The organism is Pseudomonas indica NBRC 103045, from assembly GCF_002091635.1.
GTDB lineage: Bacteria > Pseudomonadota > Gammaproteobacteria > Pseudomonadales > Pseudomonadaceae > Pseudomonas_M > Pseudomonas_M indica.
The window spans coordinates 196,549-220,800 of sequence record NZ_BDAC01000003.1; the positions used below are offsets into that span (position 1 = coordinate 196,549).

The following is a 24,252-nucleotide window of genomic DNA, read 5'->3' on the forward strand; positions in this document are numbered from 1 at the left end:
CATGTCCTACTTCGAGCATCAAGGCTGCCAGCTCTACTACGAAGACCACGGCCAGGGCGCCCCGCTGGTGCTGGTACACGGCCTCGGCTCCAGCACGCGCGACTGGGAATACCAGCTCCCCGCCCTGGTCGGCCATTACCGGGTCCTGGCCATGGACATGCGCGGCCACGGCCGCTCCGGCAAGCCGCGCGAACGCTACAGCGTGGCCGGATTCGCCGCCGACGTGGCGGCACTGATCGAACACCTGGGACTCGGCCCGGTGCACCTGGTCGGCATCTCCATGGGCGGGATGATCGGCTTCCAGCTGGGCGTCGACCGCCCCGAACTGCTGAAAAGCCTGACCATCGTCAACAGCGGCCCGGAACTGAAGCCGCGTAGCCCGAGCGATTTCGTGAACCTGGCCAAGCGCTGGCTGTTCTCCCGGCTGTTCAGCATGGAGACCATCGGCAAAGGGCTTGGCCGCCTGCTCTTCCCCAAGCCGGAACAGGCCGAACTGCGCGAGAAGGTCGAGCAGCGCTGGATGCTCAACGACAAGCGCGCCTACCTCGCCAGCCTCGACGCCCTCATCGGCTGGGGCGTGCGGGAACGACTCGCCGCCATTGCCTGTCCTACGCTGGTTGTCACTGCCGACCGCGACTACACCCCGGTATCGGTCAAGGAAAGCTACGTCCGGGAATTGCCCGACGCACGCCTGGTCGTGATCGAGGATTCCCGCCACGGTACCCCGCTGGACCAGCCGGAACGTTTCAACGCCACCCTGCTCGACTTCCTCGACGAGGTCGAACGACAACACTCCAAGGACCCTGAGAAATGCTGAAGAAACTTGTCCTCGCCGCCTGCACCCTGCTGTTCGCCGCCAACCTGCTGGCCGCGGAAAACCCGCATGTGCTGCTGACCACCAGCGCCGGCGAGATCGAAATCGAACTCGAGGCCGAGAAGGCGCCGGTCAGCGTGAAGAACTTCCTCGCCTACGTGGACAGCGGCTTCTACAACGGCACCATTTTCCACCGCGTGATTCCCGGCTTCATGATCCAGGGCGGCGGCTTCGATGCCGAGATGCAGCAGAAGGACACCCAGGCGCCGATCAAGAACGAGGCCGACAACGGCCTGCACAACGTGCGCGGCACCCTGGCCATGGCGCGTACCCAGGCGGTGAATTCCGCCACCAGCCAGTTCTTCATCAACCACCAGGACAACGCCTTCCTCGACCACGGCTCGCGCGACTTCGGCTACGCCGTGTTCGGCAAGGTGGTGCGCGGCATGGACGTGGTCGACCAGATCGCCCAGGTACCTACCGGTAACCGCGGCATGTTCCAGAACGTCCCGCGCCAGCCGGTCGTGATTCTCTCCGCCAAACGCCTCTGAGAACGGCCCGCACAAGCGGGCAATAGGCCGGGCGCGCTCGATCGCGCCCGTGCCGGAAGGGGCGGAACACCCAGACAGGAGCGCCTTTCCGGGCGACAGCATTCATGTTCTTCCGCCGTTTCGAACACCTCATCGATATCTTCCAGCCCGGCCCCGAGGGCTCCGCCCAGCCGGGTGACCGCGTTCTACCTGCACTACCTCCGCCAGGTCTGGCCGACCTTCGCCGTACTGCTGGTGGTCGGGCTGATCGTCGCCCTGATCGAGGTGGCGCTGTTCAGCTTCCTCGGCCAGATCGTCGACTGGGCACAAAGCACGCCAAGCGAACAGTTCTTCGAGCGCCATGGCCATGCCCTGCTCGGCATGGCGCTGGTGGCCTTGGTACTGCGCCCACTGTTCAATGCGCTGCACGACCTGCTGGTACACCAGAGCATCAACCCGAGCCTGGCCAACCTGATCCGCTGGCAGAACCACCGCTACGTGCTCAAGCAGAGCCTCGGCTTCTTCCAGAACGACTTCGCCGGCCGCATCGCCCAGCGCATCATGCAGACCGGCAACGCCCTGCGCGACTCCGCCGTGCAAGCGGTGGACGCTCTCTGGCACGTGCTGATCTATGCGATCAGCGCCCTGGTGCTGTTCGCCGAAGCGGATTGGCGGCTCGTGGTGCCGCTGGCCTTGTGGATTGTCGGCTACGTCGCCGCCCTCGCCTGGTTCGTCCCGCGGGTGAAGCAGCGCTCGACGGTGGCCTCGGATGCCCGCTCCAAGCTGATGGGGCGGATCGTCGACGGCTACACCAATATCACCACGCTCAAGCTGTTCGCCCACACTCGCTTCGAGGAAGGCTACGCACGTGATGCCATCGAAGAGCACGCGGACAAGATGCGCCTGAGCACCCGCATGGTCACCGGCATGGACGTCACCATCACGCTGATGAACGGGGTACTGATCGCCGGTACCACCGGCCTCGCCCTCTGGCTCTGGACCCAAGGCACCCTCAGCGTCGGCGCCATCGCCCTGGCCACCGGCCTGGTGATCCGCATCAACAACATGTCCGGCTGGATCATGTGGGTGATCAGCGGCATCTTCGAGAACATCGGCCAGGTCCAGGATGGCATGCAGACCATCGCCCAGCCGCGTCTGGTGACCGACCGCGAACAGGCGCCGGCGCTGCGCGTCGAACGCGGCGAGGTGCGCTTCGAAAACATCCATTTCCATTACGGCAAGGGCAGCGGCGTGATCGCCGGCCTCGACCTGCATGTCGCGCCGGGCGAGAAGATCGGCCTGGTCGGGCCATCCGGCGCCGGCAAATCGACCCTGGTCAACCTGCTGCTGCGCCTTTACGACCTGGAGGGCGGACGCATCCTCATCGACGGCCAGGACATCGCCGGCGTGGCCCAGGAAAGCCTGCGCGAACAGATCGGCATGGTCACCCAGGACACCTCCCTGCTGCACCGCTCGATCCGCGACAACCTGCTCTACGGCAAGCCGGGCGCGAGCGATGCGGAACTCCGGGAGTCGGTGCGCAAGGCCCGCGCCGACAGCTTCATTCCGCAACTGGCCGATGCCCAGGGCCGCCATGGTTTCGATGCGCATGTCGGCGAGCGTGGCGTGAAGCTGTCCGGCGGCCAGCGCCAGCGCATCGCCATTGCCCGCGTGTTGCTCAAGGATGCGCCGATCCTGATCCTCGACGAAGCCACCTCGGCGCTCGATTCGGAGGTGGAAGCGGCCATCCAGGAAAGCCTGGAGGCGCTGATGCAAGGCAAGACGGTGATCGCCATCGCCCACCGCCTCTCCACCATCGCCCGTATGGACCGCCTAGTGGTGCTGGACCAGGGCCGGATCGTCGAAACCGGCAGCCATGCCGAACTGGTGGCACGCGGCGGTCTGTATGCACGGCTGTGGCAGCACCAGACCGGTGGGTTCGTCGGGGTGGATTGAGCCTTGTAGGAGCGAGCTCTGCTCACCATGGGGGCCGCACAACAAACTCGCCAGCAGAGCTGGCTCCTAGTCTCGACTCCGCTGGGCGAATAAATTCGCCCCTACGGGTGGGCTGCTGTAGGGGCGAATTTATTCGCCCGCCGTTTATCCGCCTACCCCTGCCGATAAGGCAGCAGCTCACAGGCCTGTTCCGCGTACTGGCGGATGCCCAGCCGTTCCTCCTCGAGGAAGTCCGCCACGGCCGCACGCAGCCCGGGATGGACCAGGTAATGCCAGGAGCGGGTGATCATCGGCTCGAACCCGCGGATCAGCTTGTGCTCGCCCTGTGCGCCAGCGTCGAAGCGCTGTAGCCCCTGGCCGATGGCATATTCCAGCCCTTGGTAGAAACAAGTCTCGAAATGCAGCCGGTCGAACTCGGCCAGGCAACCCCAGTAGCGGCCGTACAGACTGTCGCCGCCGAGCAGGCTGAAGGCCATGGCCACCGGTCGCGCATGTTGCAGCGCCAGCACCACACGGATCGCTTCCGGCATGCGCTCAGCCAACAGGCTGAAGAAACTCCGAGTCAGGTACGGCGCCTGGCCGCGCACGTGGTAGGTGTTGGCGTAGCAGGCGTAGACGAAGTCCCATTCGGCTTCGCTCAGCGTATGCCCTTCGCGCCAATCGAAGGCGATGCCCTGCCCCGCCACCTGCTCACGCTCCTTGCGCAGTTGCTTACGCTTGCGCGAGGCCAGGGCGTCGAGGAAGTCCTGGAAGTCGCGGTAGCCACGGTTCTTCCAGTGGAACTGGCAGCCCAGCCGCTCCAGCCAGCCGTCGCGACCGCGTAGCAGGTCATCCGCCGTCGCGTCGGTGAAGTTCACATGCAGGCCGGACAGCCCCTGCTCTTCCAGCCCCGCACACAGCTCGTCGAGCAGCTCGGCGGCAGCCTCGCCACGGCCGAGCAGGCGCGCACCGGCCACCGGGCTGAACGGCACCGCACAGAGCAACTTGGGGTAATACGGAATGCCGGCGCGCTGGCAGGCATCGGCCCAGCCCCAGTCGAACACGTATTCGCCGTAGGAATGGCTTTTCACATACAGCGGCAAGGCCGCCAGCGGACATCCGGCGGCGTCGGTAAGCAGCCGGTGCGCAGAGCGCCAGCCGCTACGGCCACCGACGCTACCGCTGTCTTCGAGGGCGGACAGGAAAGCGTGGCGCAGGAAAGGCTGGTCATCAGGCAGTAGCGCGTCCCAGGCGGCAGGCTCCAGGTCGGCAAGTCGGTGCAGGGTCATGATCGGCATGGGCGCAGTCTGGCCTGTGCCGCAGACGAAAAAAAGCCCCGCAGAGGCGCGGGGCTGGAAAGGAGGAGCAACGTTCTTCTGAGTGCTTAGAAAACGTACTGGGCGCGAACTACAAAGCCATCGCCGCTGTCGTCGCCGTTGGCATTTTCCTGGTTGTCCACCTTGGCCTTGACGTAGGCGCCGCTGAGCTTGACCGCTTCGTTGACGTACCAGTTCACACCGAGGTTGTGCACCTTGCCTTCGACGTCCTTGGAGCCATCGATGCCCACGGTGTCGTCTTCAACGCTGATGTTGTCGTAGCGGTAGAACACTTCCCAGGCGCCGGTCTGCTTGTTCTCCGGCTTGATGGCGTCGAACTTGCCGAGCTTGTAGCCGCGAGCCTCGCCAGTCAGGGTGTAGGCGACCTGGGCGTAGTAACCCTTGGCCTTGATGTCTTCGAAGGCGTCGTCGTCGGCCTCCAGGTCACGCTTGATGTATTCGCCCTGGATCGAGAACGGGCCCATGGCCCAGGCGGCTTCCAGGCCCCAGGCGCTGTCGTCGTCGTAGGAGCCGGCCGGCAGGTTGTTGGCGCCGCCGAGCAGCAGGCGGTTGCCGTTGGTGCCGGCGTCGTTGCCGCCGGAGGTGCTCACGCCACGCATGCCCAGGCGGCTACGGATACGGCCGTCAAAGGCGGTATCGGAGAGATCGCGCTGGGCGTAGTTGACGCCGAGGTGCAGGACGTTGCCGGCTTCGTGCATCGGGGCGAACACGCCGCGCACGTTGAACTGCTTGACGCTTTCGCCGTCGACGTCGTTCTGGTCCTTGGCGCTCAGGCTGACCGAACCGTACAGCGAATCGCCCGCGGTACCCAGGGCCTGGATGCCCATGCCGTTCTGGTGGGAGTTGGTCCAATCGACCAGATCGTAGGCGGCGTTACGCTCCTGGGCGGTCACCCACTTGGAGCTGGTGGCCTTCTCCAGACCGAACTCCGGGTCGAAACGGCCGACCTTGATGGACAGCGGCTTGAAGCCGTTGTAGGCGATGGACGCCTCGTCGAAGTAGCCGTCTTCCGAGCTGCCGGCGTTGTGGGAGAAATCGTAGTTGATGACGTAGGCCCAGTCAGTGAAGGCAACGCCGGAGATTTCCAGGAAGGCGCGACGGAAGTAGGCGGCATCGGCGCGCTCACCGTTGACGGTGTAGAACTCGTCGAAGGTGCTGTAGTCCGCCTGCAGACGGCCGCCGATCTTGAAACCGAACTGCTTGTCGGTGGTTGCGACTTCCAGGCCGCCTTTGGTCTTGATAACGATGTCGGCGCCGTCGGTGGTGACAGTGCCGGCGAAAGCCTGGGCGGAAACGGCCAGGGCCAGGGCGCTGGCGGCGAAACCGGCGAAGTGCTTACGGATCATCGAAGAATTCCCCTTATGGTCTTTTGCGTTGGAAACACACAGGCGACGAGGTCGTGGGTGTTGGTGGGGAATCTTGGCGAGGGGTTATTTCAGCTCAGTTGCTCCTAGATAAAGATTTGATGACAACGGAACTTTTTTAGTCCAGTCGTCTATAAGGCGAAAGGCCAGCCTCCGCTTGGGGGGAGGCTGGCATTGGGTTCAATCCGCTTGGCGAAATCGCGCGGCCAGCCAGTGATCCAGGCTGGCCCAGCGCCCTGCGCCCGTGAAGAACAGGCTCAGCAGCATGATGAAATAGGTGGCGGCGAATTCGATGCCGTTATTGAGCACCACGAAGCGGCCGCTCGCGGTCAGCCAGTCGTAGTTGCCATGCTCCTTGAGGATCGCCCGGGCCCTGTCCAATTTCTCCGCCGCCGCCATCACCCGCTCGTTGGCGAAGGGTGCCGAGGGATCGGCGATGGCCTGCCAGCCGAATTCCCAGTGCACGCTGAACATCGCCACCAGCATGGTCACCATCAGCGGCACGCTGATCCAGCGCACCGCCAGGCCGAACAGCAGCAGCACGGCGCCACCCGTTTCGGTCAAGGCGGCCAGCCAGGCCAGCAGCGTAGGGAACGGCAGGCCGAGACCCCAGTCCGGGTTGCCGAACCAGGCGATGGTGGCATCCATGTCCGCCAGCTTGTGGGTGCCGGCCATCCAGAAAATCGGCACCAGATACAGGCGCAGCAGCAGCGGCCCGAGGAAATCCAGGCGGCGGGTCGCGTCCAGGGCATCCTGGGCACGGTTGAGAAAGGTCAGCATGGCAAACTCCCTGAGCCGATGAAGATGTCCTGGCGGCGCCAGGCTTCCAACAGTTCGTCGGCGTGTAGGTAAAAGGCGGCGTCGGGAGCGATCCCGCTCTCCTCCGCCAAGTGTTTCAGCGCGGCCTCGGGCGTCTCGCCCCCGCGCAGCCGCAGGGCCAGTCGATAGGCGAACGGGCCGAGTTGCATGAAGCGCACGCGGTCCTGGCCATCACGCCAGGCCAGCAGGCAGGTCGGCTGTTCCGGTGGCACCTCCGGCCGGTAGTCCGGGCCGATGCGCTGCACCGGCCAGACGTAGGCCAGCGGCCAGGCCAACGGTGACCAGCCGACGCTCGGCAACTCGGCCGGCGACAGCTCCAACGCCAGTTCCACCCATTCGTAATGGGCCAGTTCGAGCAGGAACGGTGGATCATTGGCGTGCGGGCAATGGCCGTCGGAAAGCCAACCGAGGAACTCCTCGCCGACTGCGGGAAAATACGGCGTGGTGCAGCGATGCCCAGCGAGGAAATCCCCCACCAGACGGCGCCAGCGCGCCTCGTCGAACAGCCGTCGCGACACGGGAAAGCCGCTGGAGAGGAAGCCCTCGATCGTGTTGAAGAACAATTGCTCGTAGATCGCCATCCGCTCGACGGGAACCCCCTCCGGCAGAGGATTAACACCGGGCTGGCGAATCCGCGCGGCGAAGTTGCGTTGCGCTTGGATGCCGGTCATGTGCCATACCCCCGCTGCGCCTCCGCCCTCTCCTGTAAGCGGCGGATACCCTCCACTTCAGCGTACAGCTCGCCCAGCGGTGGGAAGTTGAAGTCCCGCTCCAGCAAGGTCGGCCGCACCCCATGTAGCGCGTAGGTCTGCGCCAGCAGGGACCAGACCGGATCGGCCACCGCCGCGCCGTGGGTATCGATCTTCAGCCCCGGCGCTTCGTCGTAGTGCCCGGCCACGTGGAGATAGGCAATGCGCTCGCTCGGCATGGCGGCCAGGTAGGCGGCCGGATCGAAGTCGAAGTTGACGCTGTTGACGTAGACGTTGTTGACGTCCAGCAACAGTTGGCAATCGGCGGCCTCCAGCACGGCGCGGACGAAGCCGGGTTCGTCCAGCTCGCCGGGCAGCCGCGCGTAGGCCGAGACGTTCTCGATGATCAGCGGACGCTGCAGAACGTCCTGAACGATCCGCACCCGTTCGGCGACGCGACGCACCGTCGCCTCGTCGAACGGCAGCGGCATCAGGTCATACAGCATGCCCTCGTCGGCACAGGCCGACAGGTGCTCGCTGTAGGCGCGGATGCCGTGCGTATCGAGGAAGGCCTTGATCGCCTTCAACAGCTCCCGGTCCAAGGGGGCAAAGCCCCCCAGGTTCAGCGACAGGCCATGGCAGAGGAATGGCAGCCGTTCGGTCAGCACGCGCAACTGGCGGCCGAGGCGACCGCCGACGCCGATCCAGTTCTCCGGCGCGATCTCGAGGAAATCGACCTGCCCGACCGCATTCTCCCCGAGCCCGGCGAGCAGGCCGCGACGCAGGCCGAGCCCGGCGCCGCTGACGAACGACCTGTCCATGACCCGCCCTTCCTCAGCCTTGCTTCTCGGCGCCGCACTTGCCTTCGCCGCACTTACCCTCCGCGGCGGTCTTCTCCCCCTTCGTGGTTTCGGTATCGCCCTGGGTCGACTTCATCTCGCCGCCGCATTTGCCTTCCCCACAGGCGCCCTCATGGCCTTTCTCATGGGCTGCCAGGCTGTAGCCGCTGGACAGCTCCTGGGCAGAGAACGGGTTCTGCGCGGCCTGGGCGGACCAGGTGACCGAAGTCAGCAGAGCGGCACCCAGGGTGGCGGCAACAGTGTTCAGGTGTTTCATGCGGTGTTCCCTCTCATCGGCAGAGCCGGAATGGCTCTCTCGGCACAATGGACGGAGCAGGTGAAGCGGCGTTACAGCGGGGAGGGAATTTTTCTGTGATTGGAGAGAGAGGAGCGAATGGATGGGTGGGCTTTTGGCTGCGTTAGGTGTTGTAAGAACGTCTTGAGCCCAACCGATTACTGAGTTCAGCAGACACTTCTTGTTTCGCCCCCCGGCGAGTTACTTCTGGCAGTCGCCCCAGAAGGTAACCAAGAGGGCTTGCCTCGACATCCAGGTCTCGCTGCGCTCGACTTCCCTCCCTCCATCGCCGTTCCGGGGGCCGGCGCGAGGGGCCATCCCTGGCCAATCGCGCCTCTCGCGGCATCCATGCCGCTCGTCCCCCTACACGACGATTCCACTCGGCCTCCTGACGGGGCGTCGAGTTAGCCAAACCTCTTCTGCAAGTCTTGGCAATGACAAAGCGTCAGGATCACTTCGCTGCGCCGGACAGCATGACTCCCCTCTACCCTTCAGGAAAGAGGGGCTGGGGGAGAGGGGTTTGTCACGTACATAGGGAAGAAAGTCGCACGAACCAATCCCCAATGCCTGCCATGAACTACGAAACGAGATCATCCCGCCGCTGCTTGGCTAGGCGGGCGGACAAGGCATCCAGCTCGGGAATCGGCGTATCCGGCAGGCGCCGCAGCACGGCCTGGCTCAGGCGCATCTGGCGGATGAAGCGGCGGCAATGGCGGCACATGGCGAGGTGGGTTCTCACGGCCAGCCGCTCGCGGAAACTCAACTGGCCATCGAGGAAATCGCTCGAGTGGGCGACCAGTTCCTTACAACTCAACATTGGCCGGTCTCCTCGAAATGTTCCAGGGTGGCGAAAACTTTCAAGCGGGCACGGTGCAGCAACACACGGACATTGGAGAGCGAAATGTCCAAAAGATTACAGATCTCCTCCAGCTCCAGTCCCTGCCGCTCACGCAGCACCAGCACGCTCCCTTGCAGCTCGGAAAGGCTGGCGATGGTCTTTTCCAGGCACTCTCGCAATTCGCTCTCGTTCAGCAGCGCTTCGGGGGAGTCTTCGTGCCAGGCGGAAGGCGGCGTCAGCCAGTGGCCATCGCTGGCGAAACGTTCGCCACCAACGGTGCCGTGGGGCGCAGGCAGGTCGTCCAGCAGCACTTCGCGGCGAACGTGGCGGAGCCGGCTCTTGGCGGTATTGGCGGTGATGGTCAGCAGCCAGGTCTTCAGGCTGGCGCGGCCCTGGAAGCCATTCAGGCTGCGCACCACCGCGAGCCAGGCGTCCTGCACCACTTCGTCGGCGTGCCGGCTGCCGACGATGGCATAGGCCACGGCGCGCATGGCGCCTTGGTAGGCGCCGATCAGTTCGCGAAAGGCCCGGTCCTCGCCCGCCAGCAAACGTGGCAGCAGATCGTCGTCGGCGGGCGACATGGATGGACTCAACGCCTGCGCAGAATCACGCTGCCGATGGAGTAGCCGGCACCGAACGAACTCAGCACACCCAGCGAGCCCTTGGGCAGGTCGTCCTGGTTCTTGTGGAAGGCGATCACCGAACCGGCCGAGCTGGTGTTGGCGTAGGTATCCAGGATCACCGGCGCCTCGTGCGGCTCGGCGTCGCGGCCCAACAGCTTCTTGGTGATCAGCAGGTTCATGTTGAGATTGGCCTGGTGCAGCCAGAAACGCTTCACGTCCGACACCTGCAGGTCGTTCTCCTCCAGGTGCTTGCCGATCAGTTCGGCCACCATCGGGCAGACGTCGCGGAACACCTTGCGGCCTTCCTGGATGAACAACTTGTCCGGCTTGCCGATGCCCTCTTCGCCGGCACGGTTGAGGAAGCCGAAGTTGTTGCGGATGTTGTTGGAGAACTGGGTCAGCAGTTTGGTGCTGAGAATGTCCCACTGGTAGTCGGAGGTCGCCAGGTCGGCGCGCTCGACGATCACCGCGGTGGCGGCATCGCCGAAGATGAAGTGGCTGTCGCGGTCGCGGAAGTTCAGGTGGCCGGTGCAGATTTCCGGGTTGACCATCAGGATGGCGCGAGCCTGGCCGAGCTGGACGGCGTTGGTCGCCGCTTGCAGGCCGAAGGTGGCGGAGGAGCAGGCAACGTTCATGTCATAGCCGAAGCCCTGGATGCCGAGCGCGGCCTGCACTTCGATGGCCACCGCCGGGTAGGCGCGCTGCAGGTTGGAACAGGCGACGATCACCCCGTCGATGTCGGCGGCGGTGCGGCCGGCGCGCTCCAGGGCTTGTTTCGCGGCGGCGACGGACATTTCGCAGAGAATGCCCCACTCCTCGTTCGGACGTTCGGGAATGCGTGGCACCATGCGCTGCGGATCGAGGATGCCGTCCTTGTTCACCACGAAGCGGCTCTTGATCCCCGACGCCTTCTCGATGAAGGCCACGCTGGACTCGGCCAGCGGCTCGATCTCGCCCCGCGAGATAGCGGCGGCGTTGTCGGCATTGAACTGATGCACATAGGCATTGAAGGATGCCACCAGTTCTTCGTTGGAAATGCTGTGGGGTGGGGTGTACAGACCGGTGCCGCTGATCACTGCGTTGTGCACGGTGCTTCCTCTCGTTCGTGGCCACTCTGGGGCAGCCTGGGTTAGGCATTGGCACTGCCAAGTCAGCGCCGGAAATCGGTGTCGTCTGTGGGTCGCGACCGGCGAACCGGAACGCTGTCGCCTCGGACAACATATTTTTCGTTACAGATGCACAAGGGTAACGCCAGGGCACGCAACGTGCACTGGAAACCTGCCGGGAAAATGCGGGATCAGGCCACCTCTTGCGCCAATTCGTCCAGGCCAGGCAACCATGCCGACCGGCGCGAACGGACCGGCGGCTGGGCGAGCAGCGACAGCGGATACTCGTTCAGCGGCCTGCGACCGGTCAAGAGCGAGGCGCCCGGAGGCAGGAGAACGGGGGAGGAAAGGCCGAGCGGCACGGCTCGGCCCGATGGGACGGGAGGGATCGGTCAGCGGCGCGGCGCCGTCATTCCGGCTGCATGGCGAGACCCACGCCGATGCGGTTCCAGGCATTGATCGTGGCGATGGCGAAGGTCAGCTCTGCCAGCTCGCGCTCGTTGAACTGCTCGGCCACTTCGGCATAGACGGCATCTGGCGCGTGACGCTCGGCCAGCAGGGTCAGCGTCTCGGTCCAGAGCAGAGCTGCCCGCTCCCGCGCGGAGAAGAACGGCGTCTCCTGCCAGGTTGGCAAGGACAGCAGGCGGCGTACCGTTTCGCCGGCCTTCAATGCATCGGCGCTGTGCATATCCACGCAGTAGGCGCAGCCGTTGAGCTGGGAAGCACGGACTTTCACCAGCTCGCGCAGGGACGGTTCCAGCAGCGATTCGGCAAGCACCTTCTCCAGGCCGAGCAGCGCGGTAAAGGTATGGGGGGCGACGTCTCTGTAGCGGACACGGGGTGTGTTCATGAGTAGGCTCCAAAAAGGGCTGCGACCCAGCGTCGCAACCTGATGGAGGCCACTGTATTGACCATAAAACCAGCGATAAACTATCTACCTCAGCAAAGTCTGTACGAAAAAACGGACAATCATGGCCTTCGACCGTATCGATGCGATGCGCGCCTTCTGCCGCATCGTCGAACTGGGCAGCTTCACCCGTGCCGCCGATGCCCTTGGCATTCCCAAGACCACGATTTCCGGCCAAGTGCAGGCGCTGGAAACGCAACTGGGGGTGAAGCTGCTGCACCGGACCACCCGCCGGGTTTCCCCGACCACCGACGGCGCCGCCTATTACGAACGCGCCCGCGCCCTGCTCGACGACATCGACGAACTGGAAGCCACGGTCTCGCGCAGCCGCAGCGTCGCTCGCGGCCGGGTACGGGTGGAAATGCCTTCGCCGGTGGGACGCTTCCTGATCATCCCCGCCCTCCCCGACTTCGTCGCCCGCTATCCCGATATCCAGCTCGACATCGGCTGCAGTGAACGCGTCGTCGATCTGGTACAGGAAGGCGTCGATTGTGCGATCCGCGGCGGCCCGATCGACGACCCCGACCTGGTCTGCCGCCCTCTCGGCCAGATGCGCTTTACCCTCTGCGCCGCGCCCGCGTATCTCGACCGAGCCCCGCCACTGGCATCGCCCGACGACCTGCAACGGCATCGCTTTCTGGCGTTCGTCTTCCCCGCGACCGGGCGCCAGTACCGGGTGGTGCTGCACAGGGACGGGCAGACGCACGAGATCGACCAGACGCCTGCCATGCGCTTCAACAGCGGCGGTGCCTACATCGCTGCCGCCGAAGCCGGACTCGGGCTGGTCGCGGTACCGACCGCCGAAGCCCGCCCCCAGCTCGATGCGGGCCGGCTCGTTCGCGTGCTGCCGGACTGGACGCCAGCCGGCATGTCGATGAGCCTGGTCTACCCCTACTCCCGCCACCTTTCGGCCCGCGTGCGTGCATTCGCCGATTGGGCGAGCACGGTGTTGCAGAACGATCCGCTGTGGGCGCCGGATAGATGACCGAGGGAACGAATCCGTCCCGCCCCCCGGCCGTCGTTTCACCGGCTCAATTGCACGCCGCGTTCGGCGTGTTGGCGACCACGGTACTGAAGTGGTAGCTGTAGTCGCCGTTCAGTGCCTGGGTGCCCGACTCACCGGCGTGCTCGCCGATGATCCAGGTTTCCGACTTGGGCAACCCGGCATCGGCATAGGCGGCTATGTCGGTGGTGGCATTGCCGTAGGCACGGACGATGTTCAGCCCTACTTCCTGGCGCAGGTACTTGATGTAGTTGGTCTTGTGCGCCTGGGTATCCGGCGGGATAGGCCCATCGCCATAGGGGTTCGAGCGGTAGTGCCAGCGCGGCAGGTTCTGATGGTCGAACCATTCGCGGGCATCGCGGGTAACCCAGTACGGCCGGGCGGTCAGGAACACCAGTTGGTAGCCCTTGTCCCTGTACGCCCGTACCGTTTCCGGGGCGTAGTAATAGGCTTGCGCGGTCTTCAGGCCGACATAGTCGGCATAGGCCTCGAAATCATTGATCGTCAGGGTGCCGTCGATATCGAACAGTACGGCCGGGCGATTCGGATCGACCACGCTGAGATAACCGTCGACCTGGCTGAGGTCGCCTTCCACCACGAAACGCAGCCGGTACTCGCCCACCGGACGGGTACCGGTGGCGACGTTGATCTTGCCGTCGCTGTCGGTGGTGTAGCGGCCGAGGTATTCCCAGGCATTCATGCCGGTGCCGTAGAGATAGGCATGCACGTATTCGCCCTCCAGATCCTTATGTAGCACGGCGTCGTAGTCGAACTTGGCGGTGACCGTCGCCGCCTGGCCGCTGCGGACCATCTGGTCGTGCACCATGTGCCAGGGCGAGTAGAGGCCGGCCAGTACAGTGTTGCCGAAGTTGCGGAAGCTCTTCTTCGCCGGTTTGGTGAACGCGGGCGGATTGGCGGGGCTGGTGAAATCGGGGCATTGGGCGACGGCCGAAGCACTGCCCGTCAACAGGGCAAGGAGCGCGAGGATACGCATCGGGGGTTCCTTCTGATTGTCGTTGTTTGTCCAGACGCCGGGGTGGCGCGCGCTCGACTGTAAGCAACCCGGATTAATCCTGCATGACCGAGATAAGAAGACCGGTCACGGCGCAAACACTTTCATGGTGTGGCGAGCCGCTTTAGCCCGCCGTTTAAGACGTTCCGGCCGATTTCAGGCCTCCCGGGAGCCGAATCGCATGACTTTTCGGATTTGTGAACGACCTCGGGTTTTCGAGGGCAGGGTAAACACTTGCTGCGGACCGGAGGCTCCAGTAGCTTCGATCCCTCTCCCGCCCCGGACGACGCACCATGGCACTTCACCTCTGGCTCCTATACCTCACCGCCGTGATCGGCCTGTCGCTGACGCCCGGCCCCAATGGCCTGCTCGCGCTGTCCCACGGCGCGCTCTATGGGCACCGCCGGGCGCTGTTCACCGTGGCGGGCGGCCTGCTCGGTTTCGTCGTGCTGATGGCCTTGTCGATGTTCGGCATCGGCGCCTTGCTACAGGCATCCGCCGACGCGCTGACTCTCCTCAAATGGATCGGCGGCGCCTACCTGGTCTGGCTTGGCATCCAGCTCTGGCGCTCTCCGCCGCTGCGCCTGACCAACCTCGACGACGCGACGGCCAGGCCGGGCGCGCAACTGTTCCGCCAGGGTCTGTTCTCCGCCTTGTCCAATCCCAAGGTGATCCTGTTCTTCGGCGCCTTCCTGCCGCAGTTCCTCGACCCGCAGCGGCCTCTATGGCTGCAGTTCGCGGCGATGGCGCTGACCTTCGCCCTGGTGGAAGGCATCGTCGAATACGTTCTCGCCCGCCTCGCTCACCGCATCCGCCCCTGGCTGGAGCGCAGCGGCAAGGGATTCAACCGTGTCTGCGGCGGCTTGTTCGCCGCCATGGGCGCGGCGCTACCGACGGTGAGATGACGGTCCGCAGCGCCAAACGACTTCTTGTAGGGGCGAATTCATTCGCCCCCGCGACCGCCTAACGGGGAACATCCTCGAACGGCAAGTACCAGAACAGCGCGATCTCGCGAGTCTGCGGCGACAGGCCGCGATACAGGAAGCGGTCGATGCCCTCCAGGCGGAAGCCATAGCGCTGGTAGAACAGGCAGGCCGCGACGTTGTTGGACTGGGTTTCCAGGGTGACGCCAGCCAACCCCTGGCGTCTGGCCCAGGCCACGGCGGCATCCATCAGCACACGCGCCACGCCATGACGGCGCATGGTGCGCTCCACGGCAAGGTCTTCGACCAGGGCGAAGCCGTTCCAGTGGCAACTGATCGCCAGGTATCCGGCCCACTGCCCCTCGACAACCGCCGCGAGCAATGCCTTGTCCGGCGCATCCAGGTAATCGCGATAGTCTTCCAGGTCGCTCTCGTAGTCCTTGCTATAGGGTTCCAGCGGAGCCAGGCAGTGACTGACATCCGTGTCGAACGCCGGCAGGAGCTCATGTTCGACCAGAAAGCCGAAATCGCCCTGCTGCGCCCAGGCGAACAACGATTCGTCGACGGGTCGGAGTTCAACCATGGACTCAGCGCTCGACCGGGCGAATATCGAAGCCGCCGTTGGCCTCGCTGACGATGCGGAAATGTACGTTCTCGCCGTCCTGTAGCTGGAAGGCGCGGTGGATATTCAGGCGAGCCATGGCACAAATGCCTTCGTCCTGCTTGTCCGGGCCGATCCCGACTAGATGGCCACCGGGGGGCAGGTGGAAACTGGCCGATTCGCCGACATGGATGCGCGCGGCGACCTGCTTGTCCACCAGCACGGCGACATAGCAGCCGCCGCCGAGGAACCCGAGGTCACGTTCCACCACCAGTTGGCCGCTGCCCGCGTCGGCCTCCTGAAAGGCCAGCAGGCGGTCATCCGGGACCGGGGCCACCTTGTCCGGCGCTGCGGGAAAGGACGAGCAGCCGGCCAGCGCCAGCACAGGTAATACCGCGTGGATCAATCGCATGAAATCCCTCCGTGGTCCGATGGCGTCGCCTTGGGCAGGCGCGACGAGGGGGCATTATTGGCAGTCCCGCCGGGATGACTCAAGGGTTCTGTCGGAGCCTCGGCATTTCTTGTAGGGGCGAATTCATTCGTCCACGCAGCCCCGCCGGGCGAATAAATTCGCCCCTACAGCCGTCATTCCCAAGGGCCTCCGCGTGCTCCATCGCGAGCAGGGCTCGCTCCTACAGGATTCCCACAGGCTGAGCACCACGTCGGCTCCTGCTTTTGTAGGAGCCAGCTCTGCTGGCGAAGCGTTGCCGAGCCCACGCGCCTCATCAGGCCTCCACCACGCTCCACTGCTTGCCCAGGCGCTTGTCGGAAACGGGCATCTTCGTACCGAGCTGCTGGGCGAACAGCGAAACGCGGTACTCCTCCAGCATCCAGCGATACAGCGTCAGATTCGGATCGCGCTTGCCTTCCTGGACGTGCTTGGCGGCCCGGGCCTGGTACTGCTCCCAGTAGCCGGCCAGCTCGCCGGCCCAGACACGGTCGCGCTGCACCTGGGCGCCAACCTTGTCCAGGCGCTGTTCGACGGCCTTCAGATAGCGCGGGTACTCCTTGAGCCATTCGCCCGGCGTCTCGCGGACGAAGCCCGGATAGACCAGATTGGCCAGCTGCGCCTTGATGTCATTCAGCGCCACTGCCTGGGCCAGGTCGATACGGCCCTTGAAGCGTTTCTGCAGGCCGTGCCATAGCTTGAGAATGTCCAGCACCAGCCGGGCCAGGCGCTCGGCGTGCTCGGTCCAGGCGCCGCGCTTTTTCTCCGCGAGTGCGGCAAGCGCCGCACCGTCGCGCGGCAGCGTGGGCTCGCCATCGAGGATGCAGCTGTCCAGGCTGGCCAGGAGGATGTCCTCCACCAGTGCATCGACACGGCCCAGGTCGCGATAGAGCAGGCCCAGCTCGGTCAACCCCGGCAGCTTGCCGCGCAGGTACTTCGCCTGCTCGGCCAACTGTTGCAAGAGCAGGCGTTGCAAGGCGCGGCGGTGCTGGAACTCGGCTTCGGCCTGGGTCGGGAAACGCCCCTCCTTGACCACCCCACCCTCTTCCACCAGCGCCGGGTAGACCGTCAGCGACAGGCCGGCGACCTTCTGCTGGGCCTTTTCCGCCACCTGGGCGAACGCCTTGGCCTCCACCGGCTTGGCCTCGGCCTTGCGCTCCGGCAGCGCCAGCGCCGCCTGGCTGGCTTCGGCGAAGCGCGCGGTCAATTCGGCCAGGTCGCGGCCTTCGCCGAGGAACTTGCCGCGCGCATCCACCACCTCGATGTTCATCTTCAGGTGACCGTCCAACTGCGCGGCGGCCTCCGCCCAGGCCTCCTCGGGCACCCGGGCGCCGGTCATGCGCTGCAATTCGCGGCCAAGGGATTCCGGCAGGCTGCCCTGTCCGAATGCCAGCTTGGCCAGGGCGGCGCCGACGAAATCAGGCACCGGCACGAAGTTCTTACGGATCGCCTTGGGTAGGTTGCGCACCAGCGCCACGGCCTTGGTTTCCAGCAAGCCGGGGACCAGCCAGTCCAGGCGCTCGCCCGGCAACTGCGGCAGCAGCGGCGCCGGCACCCGCACGGTGACGCCGTCACGCGGATGCCCGGGCTCGAAGTGGTAGGTCAGCGGCAGCTCCAGCTCACCCAGGCGCAGGCGGTCCGGGTACTGCGCAGCGGTGACCTCGCTGGCCTCGCGGGCCAGCACGTCCTCTTCGCGCATGATCAGCAGTTGCGGATTCTTCTCGCTCTCGCGCTTGTACCAGCTCTCGAAACTGGCGGCCTGGTAGATGTCCTGCGGCAGGCGGGCGTCGTAGTAGCCGAACAGGGTTTCCTCGTCGGCCAGGATGTCGCGCCGGCGGGCCTTGGCTTCCAGCTCGTCGAGACGCTCCAGCAACTGGCGGTTGGCGCTCAGGCAACGGGCGCGGCTGTTGATTTCGCCACGCACCAGCCCCTCGCGGATGAACAGCTCGCGCGCCACCGGCGGATCGATGGGGCCGTAGTGCACCGGGCGGCGGCCGACCACGATCAGTCCGTAGAGGCTGACCTGCTCGTAAGCGACGACCTGGCCGCGCTTCTTCTCCCAGTGCGGCTCCAGGTGGTTCTTCTTGATCAGGTGGCCGGCCAGCGGCTCGATCCAGTCCGGCTCGATGCGCGCCACCATGCGGGCGAACAGCTTGGTGGTCTCCACCAGCTCGGCGGCCATGATCCACTGCGGACGCTTGCGCGCCAGCACCGTGGAGGGGTGAATCCAGAAGCGCCGCTGGCGCGCACCGTTGTAGTCGCCTTCTTCGGTCTTCTGGCCGATCTGGCTGAGCAGGCCCGCCAGGATCGCCTTGTGTACCGCGGCGTAGTCGATGTCGCGGCGGGCGGCATCGCCGGACGCCCCGGCATTTCCGGGTGATGTTCCGGCGTTCTGTTTGTGCAAGTCGGTTTGCTGGCGAACAGGCTTTCCTTGGCCGCCTGGCTCGCCTTTGCGCGCTCCGGACTGGCTCTCGGAGAGTTTCAACTCACGGGCGATCAGCACCAATTGGCGGTGGGCATCGCGCCATTCGCGCAAGCGCATGTAATTGAGGAAGTTCTTTCGGCACCAGTTGCGCAGGGCGTTGGAGCCCAGCGCCTGACGCTGTTCCTCGAAGCCGCGCCAAAGGTTGATCAGCGCGGCGAAGTCGGAATCCGGGTCCTTCCACTGGGCATGGGCCTGGTCGGCGGCCTGCTGGCGCTCCACCGGACGCTCGCGCGGGTCCTGCACGGACAGTGCGCTGGCAACGATCAGCACTTCTTCCAGGCTGCCCTGGCGTGAGGCCTCGAGGATCATCCGGCCGAGGCGCGGGTCCACCGGCAGGCGCGCCAACTGGCGGCCGACGGGGGTGAGCTGGCCTTCGCGGCTGACCGCCGAGAGCTCCTGCAGGAGGGTGAAGCCGTCCTTGATCGCTTTGCCGTCCGGCGGCTCGATGAAGGGAAAATCCTCGATATTGCCAAGACGCAGATGGAGCATCTGCAGGATTACCGCGGCGAGGTTGGTCCGCAGGATTTCCGGGTCGGTGAATTCAGGACGGGCGAGGAAATCCTCCTCGCTGTACAGGCGCACGCAGATGCCGGGTTCGACCCGTCCGCAGCGGCCCTTACGCTGGTTGGCGCTGGCCTGGGATACCGCCTCGATGGGCAGGCGCTGGACCTTGGCACGGTAGCTGTAGCGGCTGATCCGCGCGGTGCCGCTGTCGATCACGTAGCGGATGCCCGGCACGGTGAGCGAGGTCTCGGCGACGTTGGTGGCGAGGACGATCTTGCGCCCCGGCATGGGCTGGAAGATTTTCTGCTGCTCGGCCGGGGTCAGGCGTGCGTACAGCGGCAGCACTTCGGTGTGGCGCAGGTTGGCCTTGCGCAACACCTCGGCGGCATCGCGAATCTCCCGTTCGCCGGGCAGGAACACCAGCACATCGCCGGGACGCTGGCCGACGCTGCGTTCGTGGGCCTCGATCTCCTCCAGCGCGCGCAGGATGCCCTGGTCGACGCTGAGGTCGTCGAACAGCGGCTCTCCCTCTTCGTCCAGTTCGGCGGCCAGCGGCCGGTACCAGGTTTCCACCGGGTAGGTCCGCCCGGACACCTCGACGATGGGCGCATCGCCGAAGTGGCGGGAGAAGCGCTCCAGGTCGATGGTCGCCGAGGTGATGATCAGCTTGAGGTCGGGGCGGCGCGGCAGCAGGGTCTTCAGGTAGCCGAGCAGGAAGTCGATGTTCAAGCTGCGCTCGTGGGCTTCGTCGACGATGAGGGTGTCGTAGCGTTCGAGGAAGCGGTCGTGCTGGGTCTCGGCGAGGAGGATGCCGTCGGTCATCAGCTTGATCAGGCTGCGCTCGTTGGACTGGTCCTCGAAACGCACCTGATAGCCCACCAGCTCACCCAACGGGCTGCCGATCTCCTCCGCCACCCGCGTCGCCACGCTGCGCGCCGCCAGGCGCCGAGGCTGGGTGTGGCCGATCAGGCCGTGCACGCCGCGGCCGATTTCCAGGCAGATCTTCGGCAACTGGGTGGTCTTGCCGGAGCCCGTCTCACCGGCGATCACCACCACCTGGTGCTTGTCCAGCGCGGCCTTGATCTCGTCGCGCTTGGCGGCGATCGGCAAGGCGTCGTCGTAGCGCATCGCCGGCACGCTCTGCCGGCGCGCCTCGACCCTGGCCTTGGAGGCCTGAAAGCGCTCGATCCACTGCGCCAGCTTCGCCTCGTCCGGCGCGCCGCCCTTACGCAGCTCGTGCAACTGCCGGCGCAGACGGTGGCGGTCGGCGATCAGGGTCTGGTCGAGGTTCTTCAGCAGTTGATCGAAGGAAGGCGTCGGAGCGGTCATCGGCAACGTCGGGACAATTCACATAAAGAGCGGGATTGTCGCAGATTTGCCCTGCCGAGGGGCATTCGAATGGTGCTCGGCTGGATGCCTCGACGGGCGAATAAATTCGCCCCTAGAACGAACCGGACTGGTGTTTTTTCGTAGGAGCCAGCTCTGCTGGCGAAGCTTCTGCGCAGTCCATTCGCGAGCAAAGCTCGCTCTACAAGGGCCACGCCGGAGGTCCGCGCAGGGGCGAAGTTATTCGCCCACAACCGCCCGGCGCAACCGGCTTAAATCAGATACGGAACTGCCCCACCAGCCGCTGCAACTGCTCGCCGAGGGCCTTCAATTCCTGGGCGGTCTGCGCGCCCTGGCTGGCGTCATCGGCCACGCCATCCACGGCAACGGCGATCTGGTGCACGCTGCGATTGATCTCCTCGGCGACGGCGGTCTGCTCTTCCGCCGCGCTGGCGATCTGCGCGTTCATCGAATTGATGGTGCCGATCAGGGTGGCGATGGCATCCAGCGATTCGCCGGCCTGGTTGGCCTGCAGGCTGGTCTGCTCGCCCATGTCGCTGGCTCGGCGCATGGCGTCCACCGCCTGGAGGGTGGCGTTCTGCAAGCGGTCGATCATGCCCTGGATTTCGCCGGTGCTCTGCTGGGTGCGGCTGGCCAGGGCGCGGACCTCGTCGGCGACCACCGCGAACCCACGCCCGGCCTCGCCGGCGCGGGCCGCCTCGATGGCGGCGTTGAGGGCCAGCAGGTTGGTCTGGTCGGCGATGGAGCGGATCACTTCGAGCACACCGACGATACCCTGCACATCCTGGCGCAGGCCTTCGAGGGAATCGCTGGTGCTGCCCAGGCCGACGACCAGTTCGCGAATCTGGCCGATGCTCTGGTCCACCACGCGCTTGGCGTCGTGCCCCTGGCGATCGGTTTCGCTGGCGGCTTCGGCGGCGCGCTGGGCGCTCATCGCCACTTCATGGGCAGCGGCGGACATCTCGTTGATCGCGGTAGCGGTCTGGTCGGTCTCGTGGCGCTGCCCGGTCATCGCCTGTTCCGAGCGCTCGGCCTGTGCGGCCACGGCGCTGACCAGGCTGGACAACCGGGTGGTGGTGTCGGCCACCTGGCGAACCAGGGCATGGATCTTTTCGACGAAGCGGTTGAAGGAAACCGCCAGTTGGCCCAGCTCATCCCTGCCCATCGCCGGCAGCCGGTGGGTGAGATCGCCCTCGCCCGCCGCCATGTCGTCCAGGTTGGCCTTGAGCAGTTGCAAGGGACGCAGGATGCCGTTGGTGATCGGCAGCGCCGTCACGGCGATCAACGCCAGCAACGCGAGGGCCGAGCCCATCATGATCAGCAGCAGGTGGTCGATGCGTTCCTGGAACACTTCACGGGCGCTCTGCACATCACGTTCGACGCCATCCAGGTTGAGCGAGGTACCGATCACCAGGTTCCATTTCGGCAGGTACTCGGCATAACCGATCTTCGGCACCAGGGTATCGCTGCCCGGCACGACGAAGCTGTAGGCAACGACATGGCTGCCATCCTTGCCCGCTTTGACCAGCTCGCGAATGGCATAGACGCCGTTGGGATCGCGGTAATCGCTGAAGTCGTCGCCGATGCGCTCGTTGGTATCCGCCTGGAAGACCCGCCGGTGATTGCCGTCGTAGCCCCAGAAATAACCGCCGTTGCCGTAGGACAGGCGCTTGAGCAACGCCACGGCTTCGTCCCGCGCCGCCATGTCGTCCTGGGCGGAGGCCTCATGGATCGGGCGGATCGCATCGAGGGCCAAATCCACGTAATGCTGCAATTCGTTGCGTCGGTCCTGGGTCAGGCTCTGGCGGGTCTGCTCCTCCTGTTGGTCGGCGAGCTGCTGGAGCACCAGCGTGGCAACCAGGCTGAGGATGATCGCCAGGGCGAAGATCGGCCCGAGCGTCAGCAGGAGAATTTTGGTGCGGAGTCCAAGCGACGAAAGCATGTTCATACACCTACAACCTGAAAGGTTTTTGAATGATGCCATTTTGCCGCTTTTCGCGCACAAAAAAACCCGCCGAAGCGGGTTTTTCCGTCATCCCTAAGTCTTATTTCTTGCCGAGTTTCTTCAGCTCTTCGTCACGCAACTCGCGGCGCAGGATCTTGCCGACGTTGGTGGTCGGCAGGCTGTCGCGGAACTCGACGGACCTCGGCACCTTGTAGCCGGTGACGTTGGCGCGCATGTGATCCATCACCTGCTCCTTGGTCAGGCTTTCACCCGGCTTGACCACCACGAAGACCTTGATCGCCTCGCCGGACTTCTCGTCCGGCACGCCGATGGCCGCGCACTGCAGCACGCCCGGCAGGGTCGCCAGCACGTCTTCCAGCTCGTTCGGGTACACGTTGAAGCCGGAGACCAGGATCATGTCCTTCTTGCGGTCGACGATGCGCATGTAGCCATCGTCCTGGATCACCGCGATGTCGCCGGTCTTCAGCCAGCCGTCAGCGGTGAGAATGTCGTCGGTGGCCTCCTGGCGCTGCCAGTAGCCCTTCATCACCTGCGGGCCTTTGACGCACAGCTCGCCGATGGCGCCCATGGGCAGGTCGTTGCCTTCGTCGTCGATCACCTTGCATTGGGTCGACGGCAGCGGAATGCCGATGGTGCCGACCTGGATGTTCTGGAACGGGTTCACCGACACCACCGGGCTGGTCTCGGTCATGCCGTAGCCTTCGCAGATCGGGCAGCCGGTGACTTCCTTCCAGCGCTCGGCCGTGGCCAGTTGCAATGCCATGCCGCCGGACAGGGTGAGCTTGAGCTGGGAGAAATCGAGGCGGCGGAAATCCTCGTTGCTGCACAGGGCGACGAACAGGGTGTTGAGGCCGACGAAACCGGTGAAGCGGTACTTTTCCAAGTCCCGGATCATGCCCGGCAGGTCGCGCGGGTTGGTGATCAGGACGTTGTGGCAGCCGTTCAGCATCATCGCCATGCAATGGAAGGTGAAAGCGTAGATATGGTACAGCGGCAGCGGTGCGACGACCGTCTCGCGGCCCTCGTCCAGGTTGGCGCCCATCAGCTCCTTGCACTGCAGCATGTTGGCGATCAGGTTGCGGTGGGTCAGCATCGCGCCCTTGGCCACGCCAGTGGTGCCGCCGGTGTACTGCAGCACGGCGACGTCGCCGCTGGCCGGGTTGGCATCCTGCGGCGCCTTGCCGCGGCCCTTGGCCAGGGCCTCGGTGAACTTCACCGCCTGCGGCAGGTTGTAGGCCGGCACCATCTTCTTCACGTACTTGACCACGCTGTTGACCAGCAGGCGCTTGAGCGGCGGCAGCATGTCGCCGACTTCGGTGACGACGACGTGGCGCACGCCGGTCTTCGGCAGGACTTCCTCGGCCAGGTGGGCCATGTTGGCCAGGCAGATCAGCGCCTTGGCGCCGGAATCGTTGAACTGGTGCTCCATCTCCCGCGCGGTATACAGCGGGTTGGTGTTGACCACGATGAAGCCAGCGCGCATCGCACCGAACACCACGACGGGGTACTGGAGAACGTTCGGCAACTGCACGGCGATGCGGTCGCCCGGTTGCAGGTCGGTGTGCTGTTGCAGGTAGGCGGCGAAGGCGCCGGAGAGTTCGTAGAGTTCGCCGTAGGTCAGGGTCTTGCCCAGGTTGCTGAAGGCAGGCTTGTCGGCAAAGCGTTGGCAGGACTGTTTCAGCACCGCCTGGATGTTCGGATACTGGTCGGGATCGATCTCGGCAGCGACCCCGACAGGGTACTTGTCCTTCCAGAAATTTTCGGTCATGGAAGCCCACTCCTGAGCACAGCTGGTATCACCGCGCGCGGCGGTTGTTGTTGTGTTTGCGGTCTTTTCTGTCGCAGACCGGCAAAAAAGCGCGCCGAG

20 protein-coding genes and 1 pseudogene are annotated in these 24,252 nt (G+C 65.0%); 5 read left to right on the forward strand and 16 right to left on the reverse strand.

Features of this window, described 5'->3' with window-relative positions; translation table 11 throughout:
- The first annotated feature begins 1 nt into the window (after position 1).
- The 3 genes and pseudogenes from PIN01S_RS05585 to PIN01S_RS05595 all read left to right on the forward strand — a co-directional run bounded on the left by PIN01S_RS05585 (position 2) and on the right by PIN01S_RS05595 (position 3,300).
- Positions 2-817: an alpha/beta fold hydrolase gene (locus PIN01S_RS05585; protein WP_084334218.1), complete on the forward strand. Its 816-nt coding sequence runs from the start codon at positions 2-4 to the stop codon at positions 815-817.
- Positions 811-1,365, forward strand: a complete 555-nt coding sequence (locus PIN01S_RS05590) for a peptidylprolyl isomerase (RefSeq protein ID WP_084334220.1) — start codon at positions 811-813, stop codon at positions 1,363-1,365. The genes PIN01S_RS05585 and PIN01S_RS05590 overlap by 7 nt, the downstream gene beginning before the upstream one ends.
- A gap of 104 nt (positions 1,366-1,469) precedes the next feature.
- Positions 1,470-3,300: pseudogene (locus PIN01S_RS05595) on the forward strand (ABC transporter ATP-binding protein).
- Between the two features lie 152 nt (positions 3,301-3,452).
- Here the strand turns inward: PIN01S_RS05595 and PIN01S_RS05600 are convergent.
- From PIN01S_RS05600 to PIN01S_RS05645, 10 genes are all read right to left on the reverse strand, one after another.
- Positions 3,453-4,577, reverse strand: coding sequence for a GNAT family N-acetyltransferase (locus tag PIN01S_RS05600; RefSeq protein WP_084334222.1), 1,125 nt, complete (start codon positions 4,575-4,577; stop codon positions 3,453-3,455).
- A gap of 86 nt (positions 4,578-4,663) precedes the next feature.
- Positions 4,664-5,962, reverse strand: coding sequence for an OprO/OprP family phosphate-selective porin (locus tag PIN01S_RS05605; protein ID WP_084334224.1), 1,299 nt, complete (start codon positions 5,960-5,962; stop codon positions 4,664-4,666).
- A gap of 198 nt (positions 5,963-6,160) precedes the next feature.
- A complete protein-coding gene (locus PIN01S_RS05610; RefSeq protein WP_084334226.1) occupies positions 6,161-6,760 on the reverse strand; it encodes an HvfX family Cu-binding RiPP maturation protein in 600 nt (199 codons plus the stop codon).
- Positions 6,754-7,470, reverse strand: a complete 717-nt coding sequence (locus PIN01S_RS05615; RefSeq protein WP_084334228.1) for an HvfC family RiPP maturation protein — start codon at positions 7,468-7,470, stop codon at positions 6,754-6,756. The genes PIN01S_RS05610 and PIN01S_RS05615 overlap by 7 nt, the downstream gene beginning before the upstream one ends.
- Entirely contained in the window at positions 7,467-8,309 is an 843-nt protein-coding gene (locus tag PIN01S_RS05620) for an HvfB family MNIO-type RiPP peptide maturase (protein ID WP_084334230.1), read from the reverse strand. Before PIN01S_RS05620 ends, PIN01S_RS05615 begins: the two co-directional genes overlap by 4 nt.
- Positions 8,310-8,322: 13 nt before the next feature.
- The gene (locus PIN01S_RS05625) at positions 8,323-8,604 is read right to left on the reverse strand and encodes an HvfA family oxazolone/thioamide-modified RiPP metallophore (RefSeq protein WP_084334232.1); all 282 of its coding nucleotides are present in this window, start codon (positions 8,602-8,604) and stop codon (positions 8,323-8,325) included.
- A 595-nt stretch (positions 8,605-9,199) separates the two neighbouring features.
- Positions 9,200-9,439: an anti-sigma factor family protein gene (locus tag PIN01S_RS05630; RefSeq protein WP_084334234.1), complete on the reverse strand. Its 240-nt coding sequence runs from the start codon at positions 9,437-9,439 to the stop codon at positions 9,200-9,202.
- Positions 9,433-10,041, reverse strand: a complete 609-nt coding sequence (locus PIN01S_RS05635; protein WP_084334236.1) for an RNA polymerase sigma factor — start codon at positions 10,039-10,041, stop codon at positions 9,433-9,435. The genes PIN01S_RS05630 and PIN01S_RS05635 overlap by 7 nt, the downstream gene beginning before the upstream one ends.
- 8 nt (positions 10,042-10,049) lie before the next feature.
- A complete protein-coding gene (locus PIN01S_RS05640) occupies positions 10,050-11,171 on the reverse strand; it encodes a beta-ketoacyl-ACP synthase III (RefSeq protein WP_084334238.1) in 1,122 nt (373 codons plus the stop codon).
- A 427-nt stretch (positions 11,172-11,598) separates the two neighbouring features.
- Positions 11,599-12,039: a carboxymuconolactone decarboxylase family protein gene (locus tag PIN01S_RS05645; protein ID WP_084334240.1), complete on the reverse strand. Its 441-nt coding sequence runs from the start codon at positions 12,037-12,039 to the stop codon at positions 11,599-11,601.
- 121 nt (positions 12,040-12,160) lie between these two features.
- Between PIN01S_RS05645 and PIN01S_RS05650 the strand changes: the two genes are divergently transcribed.
- The gene (locus PIN01S_RS05650) at positions 12,161-13,081 is read left to right on the forward strand and encodes a LysR family transcriptional regulator (protein WP_084334241.1); all 921 of its coding nucleotides are present in this window, start codon (positions 12,161-12,163) and stop codon (positions 13,079-13,081) included.
- 46 nt (positions 13,082-13,127) lie between these two features.
- Here PIN01S_RS05650 and PIN01S_RS05655 read toward each other — a convergent pair whose 3' ends face one another.
- The gene (locus tag PIN01S_RS05655; RefSeq protein ID WP_084334243.1) at positions 13,128-14,093 is read right to left on the reverse strand and encodes a lipin/Ned1/Smp2 family protein; all 966 of its coding nucleotides are present in this window, start codon (positions 14,091-14,093) and stop codon (positions 13,128-13,130) included.
- A 311-nt stretch (positions 14,094-14,404) separates the two neighbouring features.
- Between PIN01S_RS05655 and PIN01S_RS05660 the strand changes: the two genes are divergently transcribed.
- Positions 14,405-15,016, forward strand: coding sequence for a LysE family translocator (locus PIN01S_RS05660; protein WP_084334245.1), 612 nt, complete (start codon positions 14,405-14,407; stop codon positions 15,014-15,016).
- Positions 15,017-15,074: 58 nt separating this feature from the next.
- Here PIN01S_RS05660 and PIN01S_RS05665 read toward each other — a convergent pair whose 3' ends face one another.
- From PIN01S_RS05665 to fadD1, 5 genes are all read right to left on the reverse strand, one after another.
- Entirely contained in the window at positions 15,075-15,617 is a 543-nt protein-coding gene (locus PIN01S_RS05665) for a GNAT family N-acetyltransferase (RefSeq protein ID WP_084334247.1), read from the reverse strand.
- A 4-nt stretch (positions 15,618-15,621) separates the two neighbouring features.
- The gene (locus PIN01S_RS05670) at positions 15,622-16,047 is read right to left on the reverse strand and encodes a 3-isopropylmalate dehydratase (protein WP_084334249.1); all 426 of its coding nucleotides are present in this window, start codon (positions 16,045-16,047) and stop codon (positions 15,622-15,624) included.
- Positions 16,048-16,360: 313 nt separating this feature from the next.
- Positions 16,361-20,401 (reverse strand): ATP-dependent RNA helicase HrpA, encoded by a 4,041-nt coding sequence (gene hrpA / locus PIN01S_RS05675; RefSeq protein ID WP_084334251.1) that lies wholly within the window; start codon positions 20,399-20,401, stop codon positions 16,361-16,363.
- A 274-nt stretch (positions 20,402-20,675) separates the two neighbouring features.
- Entirely contained in the window at positions 20,676-22,403 is a 1,728-nt protein-coding gene (gene ctpM, locus PIN01S_RS27700; protein WP_501193790.1) for a methyl-accepting chemotaxis protein CtpM, read from the reverse strand.
- A gap of 61 nt (positions 22,404-22,464) precedes the next feature.
- Entirely contained in the window at positions 22,465-24,153 is a 1,689-nt protein-coding gene (fadD1, locus tag PIN01S_RS05685) for a long-chain-fatty-acid--CoA ligase FadD1 (protein WP_084334253.1), read from the reverse strand.
- Positions 24,154-24,252 lie beyond the last annotated feature (99 nt).

Bases quoted from the DNA above. Each gene is read 5' to 3' on its own strand.
- PIN01S_RS05585 (WP_084334218.1), top strand. From the start codon at position 2: ATGTCCTACTTCGAGCATCAAGGCTGCCAGCTCTACTACGAAGACCAC.
- PIN01S_RS05590 (WP_084334220.1), top strand. From the start codon at position 811: ATGCTGAAGAAACTTGTCCTCGCCGCCTGCACCCTGCTGTTCGCCGCC.
- PIN01S_RS05600 (WP_084334222.1), bottom strand. From the start codon at position 4,577: ATGCCGATCATGACCCTGCACCGACTTGCCGACCTGGAGCCTGCCGCC.
- PIN01S_RS05605 (WP_084334224.1), bottom strand. From the start codon at position 5,962: ATGATCCGTAAGCACTTCGCCGGTTTCGCCGCCAGCGCCCTGGCCCTG.
- PIN01S_RS05610 (WP_084334226.1), bottom strand. From the start codon at position 6,760: ATGCTGACCTTTCTCAACCGTGCCCAGGATGCCCTGGACGCGACCCGC.
- PIN01S_RS05615 (WP_084334228.1), bottom strand. From the start codon at position 7,470: ATGACCGGCATCCAAGCGCAACGCAACTTCGCCGCGCGGATTCGCCAG.
- PIN01S_RS05620 (WP_084334230.1), bottom strand. From the start codon at position 8,309: ATGGACAGGTCGTTCGTCAGCGGCGCCGGGCTCGGCCTGCGTCGCGGC.
- PIN01S_RS05625 (WP_084334232.1), bottom strand. From the start codon at position 8,604: ATGAAACACCTGAACACTGTTGCCGCCACCCTGGGTGCCGCTCTGCTG.
- PIN01S_RS05630 (WP_084334234.1), bottom strand. From the start codon at position 9,439: ATGTTGAGTTGTAAGGAACTGGTCGCCCACTCGAGCGATTTCCTCGAT.
- PIN01S_RS05635 (WP_084334236.1), bottom strand. From the start codon at position 10,041: ATGTCGCCCGCCGACGACGATCTGCTGCCACGTTTGCTGGCGGGCGAG.
- PIN01S_RS05645 (WP_084334240.1), bottom strand. From the start codon at position 12,039: ATGAACACACCCCGTGTCCGCTACAGAGACGTCGCCCCCCATACCTTT.
- PIN01S_RS05650 (WP_084334241.1), top strand. From the start codon at position 12,161: ATGGCCTTCGACCGTATCGATGCGATGCGCGCCTTCTGCCGCATCGTC.
- PIN01S_RS05655 (WP_084334243.1), bottom strand. From the start codon at position 14,093: ATGCGTATCCTCGCGCTCCTTGCCCTGTTGACGGGCAGTGCTTCGGCC.
- PIN01S_RS05660 (WP_084334245.1), top strand. From the start codon at position 14,405: ATGGCACTTCACCTCTGGCTCCTATACCTCACCGCCGTGATCGGCCTG.
- PIN01S_RS05665 (WP_084334247.1), bottom strand. From the start codon at position 15,617: ATGGTTGAACTCCGACCCGTCGACGAATCGTTGTTCGCCTGGGCGCAG.
- PIN01S_RS05670 (WP_084334249.1), bottom strand. From the start codon at position 16,047: ATGCGATTGATCCACGCGGTATTACCTGTGCTGGCGCTGGCCGGCTGC.
- hrpA (WP_084334251.1), bottom strand. From the start codon at position 20,401: ATGACCGCTCCGACGCCTTCCTTCGATCAACTGCTGAAGAACCTCGAC.
- ctpM (WP_501193790.1), bottom strand. From the start codon at position 22,403: ATGGCATCATTCAAAAACCTTTCAGGTTGTAGGTGTATGAACATGCTT.
- fadD1 (WP_084334253.1), bottom strand. From the start codon at position 24,153: ATGACCGAAAATTTCTGGAAGGACAAGTACCCTGTCGGGGTCGCTGCC.